This is a genomic window from [Limnothrix rosea] IAM M-220 (assembly GCF_001904615.1).
GTDB lineage: Bacteria > Cyanobacteriota > Cyanobacteriia > Cyanobacteriales > MRBY01 > MRBY01.
This window is the reverse complement of sequence record NZ_MRBY01000007.1, coordinates 61,562-76,643: the sequence shown is the minus strand read 5'-3', so window position 1 is coordinate 76,643 and position 15,082 is coordinate 61,562. Positions and strand designations below refer to the sequence as shown.

The following is a 15,082-nucleotide window of genomic DNA, read 5'->3' as shown; positions in this document are numbered from 1 at the left end:
AAGTTACAAACTACCAGCCAATTCGGTAATCCCTTTGCTTTCAGCGACTTCTAATTTCCACTCGCCCACCACATTTAAGCCTTCCCCTTCTAGATAAAGTTGACGACATTTACGTCGTTGAATTTTGCCGCTACTAGTCTTCGGAATACTGGCTGTCCGAATTAAAACAATGCCATAAACTTCGACAGAATGTTCTTCATAAATAGCTTTTCGAATCGCACCGACCACCTCCTCGACATTAAGTTTACGGATATGGCTACGCTCCACTTCATGAACCACCACTAAACGCTCATCATCCTCTGCCTCAATGGAAAACGCCGCGCCTAAGGATGGCCGTAAAGCTGGGTGACATTGCTCGACAGTCGCCTCAATATCTTGGGGATAACGATAGCGACCCCACAGAATCATCACTTCCTTCATGCGACCCGTAATATAAACTTCGCCGTCTTTCACAAAGCCTAAATCACCCGTCCGTAAAAATGGCCCGCGATCGCCGAGATATTGCTTAAACGTTGCCTCAGTTTCTTCGGGTCGTTGCCAATAGCCCTGACCAATGCCGCCGCCACAAGCCCAAATTTCTCCAACTTTGCCATCTTCCAGCTCAGTTCTTGTGTCAGGATCAACGATCGCCAACTGATCATCTAGCCAAGTATGACCACAACTCACAATGCCCAACTTACTGTCGGCACTGGGAACAGCACGATTTTCTTGTAATGCCTCTGGGTCAAGATATTGAATATTTGGTACTTGCCTAGCCTGACCACCAGTGATGAATAATGTCGCCTCCGCCATGCCATAGCAAGGGTAAAAATATTCTGGCTTGAAGCCAAAGGGAGCAAATACTTCAGCGAATTTTTTGAGGGTTGTCGCTCGCACTGTCTCCGCCCCAGAAAAGGCTAATCGCCAAGAACTCAGATCAAGATTGTCCAGTTGAGTCGGGTCAACCTGTCTAGCCACTAGATCATAGGCAAAATTAGGAGCGCCGCTAGTGGTGATTTTGTGATGGGAAATGGTTTCTAGCCATAAACGAGGCCGCTTAATTAATTCGACAGGCGACATCATGATCGACGGAAAACCCGTGTACAACGGCTGAATAATTCCACCAATTAAACCCATATCGTGAAACACCGGCAACCAAGTGCCCATAATACTTTCAGTGTTGTACTCAAAAGCATTGCGAATGGTTTCAGAATTATTGATGAGGTTCCCTTGGGTAATCATTACCCCCTTAGGTTTGCCCGTCGAGCCGGATGTGTATTGGAAAAACGCGAGGTCATCTGAAGTTACTTCTGGATCTTGCCAATGCGCCGCTTCATCGAGGGAAATTTTATCCATTTCCACCAACTCGAGATGACTAAACTTAGTTGCAACACCTACACTTTTGAGGGGATTTTTCGCCAACTTACCTTTGAAATAATTAATCACTTCAGAAGTTGTAACCACTGCCTTCGCCTGAGAATCTTCAATGCGCTCTAGCAATTTATCTAAGGCATCGGCGTTCTTGCTGGGATTAATGGTGACCGCCACCGCCCCCGCATAGGAACAAGCATAAAAACTCGCCACAAACTCCAAGCCATCACTATAAGGAAAGAGCAACAAAATGCGATCGCCCTTTTTGATCTTTGTTTGCACATGGGCGGCGATCGCCTTCACTCTAGTTTCCAACTGTTGATAAGTGAGACTTTGGAAATTAGTCGGGGTCTCCGAAACAAACGAATAGGCTAATCGTTCTGGTGTGGTGGCGGCGCGATCGCGAAGAACATCAACAATGGTGGAATAGGTTTTCATCGATTAATTACAACTAGAAATAAATAATGAAGGCGATCGCCAAACTCTTAACTGATCACTGTTAACTGATGACTGTTAACTGTTAACTGTCTCTCACTTTGCGGACAATACCGTCAAAATACCAGTTCAGCACAGGCGCGAGCAAACTATGGAGGCGATTGAGCAAAGTCAGTTCCAAGCCGGGGGCGATCGCAAATTTATTTTGTTCAACACCTTGCAAAATGACGGCAGCAAGTTTGTCCGGTTGCCACATTTCGGCTGTGCCCGTAATTTGTTTAGTTTCCTCAGGCTTTGTCTTGTTTTCAGCAGCAAGCTGCGGTGTATCCGTATCCGGTGGATAAACGATGGTTACACCAATGCCAAAACATTTCAGCTCACCGCGCAAGGATTCTGCCAAGCCCCGCAACGCAAATTTCGAGGGGCCATAGGCGGTATAACCATATAGACCAATCAATGCTGCCCCAGACGAGATCATTACGATCTGACCTTTCTGCTGTTGTTGCATTGCGGGAATGGCGGCTTTGATGGCATACAGCGTCCCCAAATAATTGACGGCGATCGCCTGTTCAAACACATCCACTGGCATCTCTGCAAAATAACCAGGTCGCGCTACCCCCGCCGAGGTAATCAACAAATCCGGTGCGCCTAATTCGGCGATCGCCGTTTCCACCGCCTCTGTAATTTGTTCTCGATTCGCAACATCCGCCGAAAAACAATAAATATTTTGCTTTGGATTAATGCGTTCTTTTTCTAATGCTATTTTTGCGCCTTCTAAAAGCTCTGGACGACGGGCAATCAACGAAATGCTGTAGCCCTGTTGGATGAGTAATGAGGCGATCGCCTTCCCAATCCCACTCGACCCACCCGTAATAATCGCGTGTTGCATATATTGCTTTTTTATCTCTTGAAAATATCAGCTGAAAGTCCCCCTTAAAAAGGGGGATTTAGGGGGATCAAAATTTTGGATTAAGAAATAATCTCTAATTTACGACCAACTTCCGCAATAATTGTGAGCGCTTTATCAAGATGTTCTTGGGTGTGGGTCGCCATCACGCTCGTCCGCAAAGAAGCCTGATTCCGGGGAACCGCCGGATACACCGCCGAATTCACATACACCCCAGCCTCCAGCAACTCCTTACAGAAGACCATACATTTGAGATCATCACCCACCAATACCTTAATCACAGGCGTTTGGGATTCACCCACAGTAAAGCCCAACTGTGACAAATTATCCTTCCAATACTTGGCATTTTTATGGAGATTTTCCACCCGCCAAGGCTCTTCGATCAAAATATCTAAAGACGTAGAAGCCGCTGCCAAAGATGTCGGGGGAATCGAAGCCGAGAACAGCATCGATCGCCCATTAAACCGAATCCAATCAATCACCTTCGCCTCTGCCGCAACCCAACCGCCAACGGAAGCCAAACTCTTGGAGAATGTGCCACACAAAATATCGCTGGAGCCAATCATATCGAAATGCTCTTCTGTACCTTTACCGCATTTACCCAGCACACCGAGGGAATGGGCATCATCCACCGCCAACGCCACACCATAGCGATCGCACAACGCTCTGAGTTCAGGTAACGGCGCAATATCCCCAGTCATCGAGTAAACCCCATCAACCGCCACCATTGCCGCAGATTTTCCGGCGACCTGTTGGAGCTTTTTTTCAAGATCCGCCATGTCATTGTGATGGTAGGTCATCACCTTACAGCGACTCATAAACGCCCCATCGAAAATACAAGCATGGGCTTCGCTGTCGAGAATAATAGTTGTGTTCTCGTTCATTAACGCCGAGATAAACCCAAGGTTTGCCTGATAACCCGTTGTAAACACAAGGGCATCTTCATGACCCACAAACTTTGCTAGTCTTTTCTCCAATTCCCGGTGTTGGTGCGTTGAACCATTGAGCAAGCGAGACCCCGTCAAACTAGGGCCATCCACTAAGGCTGCCTTTGCCGTTGCGCCCCGAACACGCATATCTGCCGTCAAACCGAGGTAATTATTTGACCCCAGCATAATCAGCGATCGCCCGTCAAAAATACAAGTTGCGCCTTCATTGCGTTCTAGTTCCCGGAAGTAGGGCAATAACCCTTTTTCGCGCAATTGATCCGGCAAATCAAAATCCCGCGCCTTTTGCAACACATCATTATCCTTTTGGAAGGCTAATCTCAGGCGAGAATCGAGATCAATTTCGCCTGTGCCATTACTCTCAGCTACCTTGCCATTTTCGGAAGTTTGCACCGCTCCTTCACCAGAGACTAAATCGTAAGACCATTCATCGGTGGTTTTACTCGCTTCCGCAACAATATTTTCCGCCAATTGCGCCACCGTAATATCTTCAAAAAACTGCTCCATCGGCACAGTTAAATCGAAATTTTCTTCCACATAACCCTTAATGGCGATCGCCTGAATAGAGTCCAAACCGAGACTACCAATTTTCTGATCAGGACGGATGCTATTAGCTGGTAAACCCAACTCTTGGGACATTTGCTCACAGAGTTGCTTTAATAATGTCGAAATTTCTGCTGCCTTTGCCGTTGCCGCATCCGTTACACCAAGACCTGTTTCACCCAAAATATTTTGCCCCACAACAATTAATTCATCATTTAAAAACGCTTCACGGCAAGCATGACGCTGAATTTTACCACTAGACGTTTTGGCAATACTGCCCGTCTTAATCAAAATCACCCCATAAGCTTGTAATTCGTGGTTTTCCGACACCGCTTTACGGATGATGCCGATTACTGCTTCCACATCAAGATCCCGCAAATAAGTACGCTTTACCTCTTGTACAATGACCAATTTTTCTTGCCCATTATGGTCAATGGAAAAAGCTGCGCCACAGTTTTCGCGCAGAGCCGGGTGGGATTTTTGTACCGTTAGCTCAATGTCGTGGGGATAGTGATTTTTGCCGCGAATAATAATTAAATCCTTCAGACGACCTGTGACGAAGAGTTCTCCCCGACTAAAAAAGCCCAAATCTCCCGTCCGTAAAAACGAATGTTGCTCTTTTTCTTCAAGGGTTGCCTCAAAGGTTTCTGCCGTTGCTAAAGGAGCATTCCAATAGCCGGCGGCAATACTGCCACCACTCACCCAAATTTCGCCGACCTGTCCATCAAGGCAACAGGTAAAGGTATTTGGATCAACGATCGCCACCGTCGTATCCATATAGGGGCGACCACAACCGACGAACACACTTTCTGATGCGGTTAAAGTTGCGGGAGTATCTTCGTTTTTGACGAGTAAATCTTCTGGCTGTACTTTTTCGACGACTGGACTTTTGTGTTTTTGGCCACCGGTAACGAAGAGGGTCGTTTCAGCCATGCCATAGCAGGGATAAAAAGAATTGTGGTTAAACTGACAAGCGCCAAACTTTTCGCTAAATTTTTCGAGGGTTTCTGCCCGGACAGGCTCCGCGCCGCTATAGGCTAAATCCCAACTGGATAAATCTAAACCTGCCAGCTGCTCATCGGAAATGCGGTTTATGCAGAGATCGTAGGCAAAATTTGGGCCACCACTGGTCGTTGCTCTGTATTTGGAAATGGCCTTTAACCAGCGTAGGGGGTTGGCAAGGAAGGCGAGGGGCGGCATCAAAATACTCGGAAAGCCGACATACAACGGTTGTAAGACATGGCCAATTAAACCCATGTCATGGAACAGGGGCAACCAACCGACACCGATGCTCTTTTCGCTGTGGCCAAAGGCCTGGTGAATGAGGCGTTGGTTGTGGATGATATTACCGTGGGTCACCATTACTCCCTTCGGTGTGCCTGTAGAACCGGAGGTGTACTGCAAAAAGGCGAGGTCTTCGGACTGAATTTCTTGCTGTTTAAAGGTGGCGGGATCGTCGTTGATAGTATTGCTCGCAATCACCTTTAACTGGGATAACTCTGTATTTTCTTCCCAGCGCTGTTCAATTTCTTGAAGAATCGTGGTGGTGGTGAGGGCAATTTTTGCTTGGGAATTGTTGGCGATCGCCAGTAGTCTAGAGAGTTTTTGGTTACGCCTCGGTCGATAAACGGGAACGGCCACCACCTTGGCATAGAGACAACCAAAAAAAGCCTTAACAAAATCTAGTCCTGACGAATAAAGTAGTAATGCTCTTTCCCCTTCCCATGGTTTGAGGTGGGCGGCGATCGCCCGTGCCTGTTGGTCTAATTCATAATAAGTAAGACGCTCTGACTCCGTTTCCCCATCCTGTAGAAAAACATAGGCTTGTTGATCCGGCTGATGTTGCGCGCGATGACCCAGAATTTCTAATAAAGATGCGTGTGTTCGGGGGGGATTCGGCAGAGTTACCATAAAGCAATGAATTAAGAGTTTTAGGATATTAAAAGCTATTCCGACTAAACTTCCTCAGACCACAGGAAGCGAGATAATTTAGTTTTCGTCGCTTTTTATATGTTTTTATGGGCTTAGAGGTAGAGAATACTGTATCTGACCAGTTGTGCAGTTATTCTAAGCCTACCCCTGTTATTTATAAAGTTTTTGCAAGGAGTATATATTACTCTCCCAGACTTGTGTTATGCACTTACAACCGATTCTAGGAGAGGAATTGCTCAAAGCAGTTTTATTCGACTGTGACGGATTTGGCGAGATTACGGGGCTGATCCACGTCCAGACCACGACGGGCCGCAATATGGTAGGACAGCAACTGTAAAGGTATGACGGCCAATAAAGGTGACAGAACTTCATTGACGGAGGCAACTGTTAGTAATTTATCGAAGGTGTGTGCTGCTTCCTCATCATCATTTGCGGTCACGCCAATGAGTAATGCATCGCGGGCTTTTGCTTCTTGGGCGTTGGAAATAACCTTTTCGTAAATGTCTCCCGGCATGGCGATCGCCACCACGGGCACTTTGGTGTCCAGCAAGGCAATGGGGCCATGTTTCATCTCCCCAGCGGGATAACCTTCCGCATGGATATAGCTAATTTCCTTCAGCTTTAATGCTCCTTCTAGGGCAATGGGGAAATTGATGCCCCGGCCAATAAAAATGAAGTCATTGGTATCCACAAAAGCGTGGGCAAGCTCCTCGATATCCCGCTCTTGATCTTCAAGGATCGATTCAATTTGCGCTGGAATTTGTTTTAAGCCGTCGATTAATGTGTGGATTTCTGTCGGAGCCAAGGTTTTCCGCCGCGCTGCGAGCTCCATCGCGAGAAAATAAAAACTCATCAGCTGGGCTTCAAAGGTTTTCGTTGCTGCCACCCCGATTTCGATGCCGGCGTGGGTGTACATGACCTGATCCACGATTTGGGTAATGGTACTTTCAGAGCGGTTGGTGATACCGAGTAAGCGCGGTTTAAATCTTGTTTCAGTACTGTGGGAGCGTCGTTCTTTTTCCATCTCCAGCGCGGCGATCGTGTCGGCGGTTTCACCGGACTGGGTTACACCAATGGTCAAAGTATTGGGCATTAGGGGCGATGGTGAATAGCGAAACTCTGAGGCGTAGTAAACAAAGGTCGGAATTCCGGCCAATTGCTCTAACAAGTATTTGCCGACGAGGCTGGCGTGCCAACTGGTACCACAGGAGACTATCTGGATGTGGTCGATATTGTCGAGGAATTCGGGGGGGTTAATAGAGAGATTAATGGGGTGTTCGGCTTCGGGGTTGAGGTAAGCCTCGATATTGGTACGGACGACGGCGGGCTGCTCGTAAATCTCCTTGAGCATATAGTGTCGGAACCCTTGCTTTTCGACGGCGACGGGGTTCCAGTCTAGGGTGCGGGGGGTTTTCTTGAGGCGATCGCCCGCAAAATTATAAATCTCCATCCCCAAGGGAGTCATGCGCGCCATCTCGCCATTTTCGAGGGTCAAAATTGCGCTGGTGTGGGGAATAAGAGCTGTAATGTCCGAGGCACAGAAAAATTCCCCTTGACCAAAACCAAGGGTGAGAGGAGCCTGTTGTCTGGCAACAATTAATTCATCGGGATAATCCGCACAAATAACGGCGATCGCAAAAGCACCATTTAAACGGGCGATCGCCTTTTGCACCGCATCTAAAAAAGGCTCATTACTACCGATTGTCTCAGTAAGTAAATCCGCAATGAGATGGGGAATAACCTCCGTATCCGTCTCCGAGAGAAACTTATAACCCTTTTCCTTTAGCTCATCGCGCAGTTCGCGATAATTTTCAACAATGCCATTTTGGACAACAGCCACCCGTTGAGACATATCAAGGTGGGGGTGAGCGTTGTGTTCCTCCGGTTTACCATGGGTTGCCCAGCGCGTGTGACCAATACCAATTTGTGCCGGTGTTTTTTGCTGCTCTAGTTTTTCGCGCAAATTATAGAGCTTGCCCTTAGCCCGGACTGAATGCAGTTTTCCTTCCCAAATCGTAGCGATGCCCGCCGAATCATAGCCGCGATATTCCAGGCGCTCTAACCCGCCCACCAGAATATCCGTTGCCGCTTGCGTTCCCAAATAGCCGACGATCCCACACATCGTGATACTCCTCTAAACACACAAAAAATAAGTAGTTTTATCCTAGTCTAGGATTCAGCCGCCTAACTGTTCTTTCCTAAAAACCTAAAAACTATCTGACTCCGGCACAACATTGTTCCCTGACTGATTGAGGAAGAGGTTGCCCGCCGCATCATTTTGATAAATACAGTTAATTTTCGGAGAACCCTGCAAACTGCCTGTATAACCAAACGTATTCATCCGACGCTTACAATCGTTGACCTGTTCCGAAGTGATGAGGTTTTGTCTTTCGAGAATGCTCCAATTGTTTTGTCTGATGACACAACCGGGCTGCATCTTGGGTTGGGTAACGAAGACATTAAAGGGGTTTAAAGTGACATAGACCTGCATGTTTGTCACAATCGCACTAGCGCCAAACTGCTGACATAGTTCGGCATCGGGGGCTTGGCGGTCAATCTCTAAGCGGGAATCAATACTTGTCGGGTTAAGATTGGTACTGGAGCTGAAGCCAATGCCCACCGTAACCCCCAACACAAAAATTCCCCCAAATAGGGCAAGGGTTGCATAATTAAAGTTGAATAGCGGCTTTTTTGCTGGGTCTTGCTCCGGATACCGTTGCCGTCGGTCATTGTTTGGGCGATCGTAACGGGAGCGGGTTTTACGTTTCATTAGGACTTAAAATTTGAAGGAACAATGGCTCTAACGCGTCTTCGAACTCTAGTAAATTTCTAAATGATCACTGTATTCAATATAGCGATTTAGATCCCTCAACGGAGGTTCTTACGAGGTTTTTCATGGCGGATCGGCATACCTTAATTTTGCTGGATATTTTGATTTCGGCACGATTGGCAATTAATTATATTTCAGAGATGTCTTGGAGTGATTTCCTTGCCAATATTGTGGTGCAGGATGCGGTCATTCGTCGTTTGGAAATTATGGGGATTGCGTCGCGGAATGTCCCTGGTGAGCTAAAGGAAGAGATTCCGCAATTGCCGTGGTATGAGCTAGATCAGATTGCGCGCACGATGGGTGAGGAATATTCGGTAGTCAATATCGCTTTTGTGTGGGATTTAGTGCATAACGAGTTGCCCCGTTGGTCTCAAACTTTAGAGGTGATTTTGCCGGATAAAGGATTTGCGACAACAAATTCATAGTGGGTTGACATGTCAGCTTTGTATTGGTAACGGGACTCTGGATGGTGGCTGATACAAGAAAGAGAAAGGTTTGGTTAGTGCGCCACGGTAATCGTCTCGATTTTATTCGGCCGGAATGGTTTCTCTCGGCACTGTTTAAGTACGATCCGCCCCTTTGTCCTGCGGGAAAAATACAGGCTCAGGAGACGGCAAAATATTTGAGTTCTAAAGCGATCGCCCACATTTTTGTGTCGCCCTACTGTCGGACAATACAAACAGCATTACCGATGGCGATCGCTCACAATCTTCCTTTAAATCTAGAAGCGGGTTTGGGGGAATGGGAAAATCCGGATTGGATGGGTGAAAAACCTCAGTTAACGAATGAGCGAATTGTCGAAGTCGAAAATGTAATTAATCGAGATTATCGGAGCTTGGTGCAGCCGCAATATCCTGAAACCCAAGAGGAAATGTGGGCACGGGCAAAAAAAACAACGCAGTTTCTGGTGGAAAACTACGCTGGTAATTTATTAATTGTGGGTCACAAGGAATCGCTCTTTGGGGCGGCGATCGCCTTCCTTGGTAAAGAACCAGATTTTGATTTTGATGTTTGTGGGATCACGGAGTTTTGTTGGACGGGCGATCGCTGGAAGTGTACGTTAGCCAATGACCAATCCCATTTAAGTGATCCCGGTGTGAAGGTTGCTGAATATTGAAGAGGTAACGGGTAGGGTAGGTTCGATAACTTGCGGCAACCTCTTCCGCCCTCCGGGCACCTTCCCCAAGGAAGGAACTATAGTGAGAATTCTAAATTAAACGCTCATTTCCAACATCTTTTGGATGGGCTTAAGAGCTGCAGTAGAAGTGGCTTCGGGCAACGTAATTTCGGGCGCTTTATTTTTCATTGCCAAATACAATTTTTCGAGGGTGTTTAGGCGCATATGGGGACATTCGTTGCAGGCGCAAGTTTCGTCGGTGGAAGGGGCAGGAATAAAGGTTTTATCGGGACTATCTTTTTCCATCTGGTGAATGATGCCCGGCTCTGTCGCCACAATAAAGGTTTGGCGATCGCTCTCTTGGGAGTATTTGAGCAAGGCGGTTGTAGAACCGATGTAATCAGCGTGACTTAAAACTGGGGTTTCACATTCGGGGTGCGCCAAAATCTCTGATCCCGGATTTTCCACTTTTAGTTCGATAATGCGTTTTTCTGAAAAAGTCTCATGGACAATACAACTGCCTTCCCATAGTAATAAATCTCGACCCGTTTGCTCCATTACATAACGACCCAGATTCTTATCCGGCGCAAAAATAATCGGCTGATCCGCAGGGATTTGATTGACGATTTTAACGGCATTGGAACTGGTGCAAATGATGTCGCTCATCGCCTTAATTTCGGCGGTGCAGTTGATATAGGAAATGACGATGTGGTCTGGGTTGGCGGCTTTGAATTTGGCGAATTCTGTGGGTGGGCAACTGTCAGCGAGGGAACAGCCTGCGTCGAGATCGGGAAGTAACACGAGTTTGTGGGGATTGAGAATCTTCGCGGTTTCTGCCATGAAATGTACCCCAGCAAAAACGATCACTTCTGCATCGGTTTCCGCCGCCTGTCGCGACAAACCTAAAGAATCACCGATGTAGTCGGCAATGTCTTGGATATCGGGCTCTTGGTAGTAGTGGGCAAGGACAATGGCGTTTAGTTCTTGCTTTAGTTCGGCGATCGCCGCAAACAGATCAGTGGGAATTTGGGGAGTCGTGGGGCGGGCAGCAGTAAACATGGTGCTGAAATATATCTCCAGTGGGAAGACAAAAAACCTAGGCACAACATCATAGCTTTTTAGTTTCGTTTTTGTGTGGTGCATTTTTGCTAAGACTAATCACTTGGGTCAATTTGCAAACTTGCTTTATATCTGGATGAACTATGACTATCAGCTTAAAATCGAACTAGGTTTTCAAGTAAAACTAGTTACAAATAAACATTAGGAGTCATCATCAAAAATGTCTCTTGCAGAACTGATTCCTTTGGTCAACGATCTCAATGCCTCAGATCAATTATCTTTATTCAAACTTCTAGCAACAAAAATCCCAAACGCAGAACTCCAAGCAATTTTTTCTGAGCCAATCTATCCAGTTGTGTCTTTGTATGATGCAACAGAGGCGGCTGATGCATTGATGCAAATGATTCAGGATGATCAGGGAGAATCTTCTGGTATCTAGGATGATTGAATTTCCTTGGCTTAATGACCAAATTCTGCCCGTTATTCCCATATCTTTGAGTTGCTCAAACTTTACTATCTCTGCCAATGCATTGCTGGATACAGGTTCAACAGTCAATGTTTTACCCTATGATTTGGGTTTGCAATTAGGAGCGATTTGGGAAGACCAAAAGGTTAGTATTCCGCTAGCGGGCAATCTTGCTAAAACTGAAGCCAAGGGATTATTTGTAGAACTCCAACTTCAAGATTTAGAACCCGTGCGATTAGCTTTTGCTTGGGCTAAAACTTCGCAGCTCCCCTTAATTCTGGGTCAAACCAATTTCTTTCAAGAATTTGATGTTTGCTTTCAGCGGTCAAGTCAGAGTATTAAGGTTACTCTTCGCCGTTAAAAAAATGCTCCTATTCCAAAACTAGTTGAGAATCACTATTGAAGAATTGCCGATAGATTCCGGCGGTAACCAAAGAAGTACTGAGCATATTTGTTGCTGCAATCATGAACAGAATGAGGATTTGGTAAGATGCTGCATTCAGTGGATCGACACCGGATAAAACTTGTCCTGTGAAAATACCGGGTAAACTCACGAGTCCCACCACCATCATGACGTTAATGGTGGGGATTAGGCTGGCACGGATGGCTTCGCGGCGGTATGTGGCGATCGCCTGTTCTGGGGTAGCACCGAGACAGAGTTGAGTTTCGATGTCGAGGCGGCTGGATTTAATTTTGCTGCTGAGCCTTTCCCCCGCTAGAGACGCACTATTCATGGCATTGCCCATCATCATCCCCGCTAACGGAATCAAATATTGCGGGTCATACCAATGGTCTGGTTGCACGATAAAAACCATGACATAGGTCAATGGCAAGGCAAAACCAAAAAAAATTGACCCAAACATTAACGGAAAATTACCCGCATCCCGCAAACGATTTTTTGAGGCGATCGCCGCGATCGTTAGCATCACCAAAATAATGCCCAGCACAGGTAGCGGCTGCCCAATGGCAAACACAGCTTCCAAGATGTAGCCCACCACTGCCAGTTGCAATAATGTGCGTCCTGTTGCTAGGAGAAATTGTCCTTCAAGATCAAGCTTTTGCCACCGTGACAGGGCGATCGCCAAACCGATCAGTCCGAAAGCCCATCCCAAATCCCCACCATCGAGCTGAATAAATTCGTCCATTTTGCTTTTTTTTTAATCTCCAATCACCTATAACAGTTATATTTACGTCACCTTTCTGTCACCGTCACCCATGAGCCAAATTCCTCCCGTTGATCTAGGACGACAATACGCCAATATCGCTGCCGAAACGAACGCTGCTGTCCTAGAGATACTCAACTCTGGGTGTTATATCGGGGGTGAGTCCGTCACAAAATTTGAAGCGCGGTTTGCGGATTATCACCAGACTTCCTTTGCGGCGGGTTGCAACTCCGGCACAGACGCTTTATTTCTCGCCCTTAAGGGTTTGGGCATTGGGGCGGGTGATGAGGTGATTACCTCAACTTTTACGTTTGTTGCGACTGCTGAGGCCATCTGCATGACCGGGGCAAAACCTGTTTTTGTGGATGTGACAGCTGATAGTTTTAATCTTGATCTTGAGCAGATCGAATCGGCCATTACGCCCCAAACAAAAGCGATTATTCCAGTGCATTTGTTTGGGCGGCCAGTAAATATGGATCGACTGATGGCGATCGCCGAGCGCTATAACCTGAAGGTGATTGAAGACTGTGCCCAGGCAACGGGAGCGGCGTGGGGAATGCAGAAAGTCGGGGCGATCGGGGATGTGGGCTGTTTTAGTTTTTTCCCGACAAAAAATTTAGGAGGCTGCGGCGACGGCGGCGCAATTACGACCCATAACGAAGATTTACTAAATGAATTTACGATGCTGCGGCAGCATGGCTCAAAAATTCGTTATCAGCACGATGTGATGGGTGTAAACAGTCGTCTCGATACTCTGCAAGCTGTCATTCTCAGTATTAAATTACGACACCTTGACCGCTGGAATAAACAACGGGCGGCGATCGCCCAGCGCTACACCAAACTACTGGCGGGTCTAGAAGAACATATTCAGTTGCCGACAGCCCCAGAAGGCGGCACTCACGTGTGGAATCAGTACACCCTTTTGGTGAAGGATTGTAAGCGCGATGCGTTGCGGGAAGCCCTACAGGAAAAAGGGATTAGCATCATGATCTATTACCCCAAGCCACTACATTTGCAGCCCGTCTTTCTAGAATATGGTTACCAATCGGGACAATTTCCCATCTCTGAACAATGTGCCCACGAGGTTTTATCACTACCGATGTTCCCAGATTTGAGTATTGCCGAACAGGAGCAAGTGGTCGCTGCGTTACAAACAGTTCTCCCACAACTTTAAGATAAAAAAATTACTGCCCTATTGCCATAGTTTTGACCAAGACTTTTCGAGGCGATCGCCCTCAGACATTACAAAACACTGCAATCATCCAACCGTTTTTAAGCTCACTTCCATAATGGTTAAACAAGTCGGTTTAAAGATATGCAGGCGCAACCCGTTTTTTATAGTCATAGTCGGCAAGATTGGTAGGGGTTTAACATGTTAAACCCCTACAGGATAAGGTTTTGAAGTTTATCTGATATCTTAACTTTGATGGTTTTAATTATATGAATAATGTTTGGATTAGACGCAGCTTCATTACAGGTTTTAGTCTCTTTGCGCTGGTGGTGACAGCCTGTAGCCCAGCAATTGAAGAAGAGGTTACAACGGAAACACCCACACCAGAATCAACAGCCGTAGACTCTGAGACAACGACATCAGCACCAGCAGAACCGACTGCCCAAGCCCCAGAATCAACTGAGCATGTGACGACTCCCCATAGCCTTGAGGAAGTCATCAATAAATCCGAAAATTTCTACTTGGGTCAATACTATAACGACACTTGGGCGATCGCCGTTGCAGAAGGCAGTCAAGGCTATACCTACTACGGCTGCAGCCTCGGTACAGAAGATGGCTGTCTTATCCTCACCAAGGGCAACAAAACCTGCGAACGGGGTCTCTGTCTCTTTACGTGGCAAACCGGAAACTTGATGTACCAAGCAGACATCTCCGATCTGTATAACCAAGTGTCCGTTACCCAAGGGAAAGAAGTCATTGTCGATACCGGTGAGCTGATGGTCTTCGAGGCGAGTGGAGACGATGTCCCTGCCGACCGTGAAGAAGTAACCGGCATTTCTGAAGCCCAACTCAAAACCCTTGCTGACCAGATTTACCAAGCAATTTATGCCGAAGATTGGCAGGCGATCGCCGCCCTGAGTACAGATCCGGTGCGGGTAAATTATCCTGACCAAGAAAAATCCATAGAAGTCGCCAAAAATGAGCTGCCAGCGCTCTTAAGCAAAGCCGATTTAGACCAATGGCAAGCCCGCATTATGACCAGTCGCCTCGACGATCTACTCCTAAACCAATACGGTGTCATGTTTGGTGGCGGTGCGATTTGGGCAAGTCAAATAATCGGCGAACCGGAGCCACAAATTTACAGCATCAATATTTGGTAATC

The 15,082-nt window shown here is 46.8% G+C and carries 13 protein-coding genes; 6 read left to right on the top strand and 7 right to left on the bottom strand.

Going from position 1 to position 15,082, the window contains the following annotated elements; all coding sequences use genetic code 11:
- Positions 1-3: 3 nt before the first annotated feature.
- From NIES208_RS04665 to NIES208_RS04645, 5 genes are all read right to left on the bottom strand, one after another.
- The gene (locus NIES208_RS04665; RefSeq protein ID WP_075890212.1) at positions 4-1,788 is read right to left on the bottom strand and encodes a fatty acyl-AMP ligase; all 1,785 of its coding nucleotides are present in this window, start codon (positions 1,786-1,788) and stop codon (positions 4-6) included.
- An 82-nt stretch (positions 1,789-1,870) separates the two neighbouring features.
- Positions 1,871-2,674 carry an SDR family oxidoreductase gene (locus tag NIES208_RS04660; RefSeq protein ID WP_075890210.1) on the bottom strand — a complete coding sequence of 268 codons (804 nt, stop codon included), beginning with the start codon at positions 2,672-2,674 and terminating at the stop codon, positions 1,871-1,873.
- 80 nt (positions 2,675-2,754) lie between these two features.
- Positions 2,755-6,093, bottom strand: a complete 3,339-nt coding sequence (locus NIES208_RS04655; protein ID WP_075890208.1) for an aminotransferase class I/II-fold pyridoxal phosphate-dependent enzyme — start codon at positions 6,091-6,093, stop codon at positions 2,755-2,757.
- Between the two features lie 268 nt (positions 6,094-6,361).
- Complete coding sequence (glmS, locus tag NIES208_RS04650) at positions 6,362-8,236, bottom strand: glutamine--fructose-6-phosphate transaminase (isomerizing) (RefSeq protein ID WP_075890206.1); 1,875 nt, start codon at positions 8,234-8,236, stop codon at positions 6,362-6,364.
- Positions 8,237-8,320: 84 nt separating this feature from the next.
- Positions 8,321-8,884, bottom strand: coding sequence for a DUF3172 domain-containing protein (locus NIES208_RS04645; protein ID WP_075890204.1), 564 nt, complete (start codon positions 8,882-8,884; stop codon positions 8,321-8,323).
- A 125-nt stretch (positions 8,885-9,009) separates the two neighbouring features.
- Between NIES208_RS04645 and NIES208_RS04640 the strand changes: the two genes are divergently transcribed.
- On the top strand, positions 9,010-9,369 hold the full coding sequence (locus NIES208_RS04640) for a HepT-like ribonuclease domain-containing protein (RefSeq protein ID WP_075890202.1): 360 nt from the start codon (positions 9,010-9,012) through the stop codon (positions 9,367-9,369).
- Positions 9,370-9,410: 41 nt separating this feature from the next.
- A complete protein-coding gene (locus NIES208_RS04635) occupies positions 9,411-10,061 on the top strand; it encodes a histidine phosphatase family protein (RefSeq protein WP_075890200.1) in 651 nt (216 codons plus the stop codon).
- 96 nt (positions 10,062-10,157) lie between these two features.
- Here NIES208_RS04635 and nadA read toward each other — a convergent pair whose 3' ends face one another.
- On the bottom strand, positions 10,158-11,120 hold the full coding sequence (nadA, locus tag NIES208_RS04630; RefSeq protein ID WP_075890198.1) for a quinolinate synthase NadA: 963 nt from the start codon (positions 11,118-11,120) through the stop codon (positions 10,158-10,160).
- Between the two features lie 220 nt (positions 11,121-11,340).
- Here nadA and NIES208_RS04625 point away from each other — a divergent pair, with 220 nt between their 5' ends.
- The gene (locus tag NIES208_RS04625; RefSeq protein WP_075890196.1) at positions 11,341-11,559 is read left to right on the top strand and encodes a hypothetical protein; all 219 of its coding nucleotides are present in this window, start codon (positions 11,341-11,343) and stop codon (positions 11,557-11,559) included.
- A gap of 1 nt (position 11,560) precedes the next feature.
- Positions 11,561-11,947, top strand: coding sequence for a pepsin/retropepsin-like aspartic protease family protein (locus NIES208_RS04620; RefSeq protein WP_225875250.1), 387 nt, complete (start codon positions 11,561-11,563; stop codon positions 11,945-11,947).
- Positions 11,948-11,957: 10 nt separating this feature from the next.
- Here NIES208_RS04620 and NIES208_RS04615 read toward each other — a convergent pair whose 3' ends face one another.
- Positions 11,958-12,731, bottom strand: coding sequence for an ABC transporter permease (locus NIES208_RS04615; RefSeq protein WP_075890192.1), 774 nt, complete (start codon positions 12,729-12,731; stop codon positions 11,958-11,960).
- A 70-nt stretch (positions 12,732-12,801) separates the two neighbouring features.
- Between NIES208_RS04615 and NIES208_RS04610 the strand changes: the two genes are divergently transcribed.
- Together NIES208_RS04610 and NIES208_RS04605 are read left to right on the top strand one after the other, a co-directional pair.
- Complete coding sequence (locus tag NIES208_RS04610) at positions 12,802-13,923, top strand: DegT/DnrJ/EryC1/StrS family aminotransferase (protein ID WP_075890190.1); 1,122 nt, start codon at positions 12,802-12,804, stop codon at positions 13,921-13,923.
- A 266-nt stretch (positions 13,924-14,189) separates the two neighbouring features.
- Positions 14,190-15,080, top strand: a complete 891-nt coding sequence (locus NIES208_RS04605) for a hypothetical protein (RefSeq protein ID WP_075890188.1) — start codon at positions 14,190-14,192, stop codon at positions 15,078-15,080.
- Positions 15,081-15,082 lie beyond the last annotated feature (2 nt).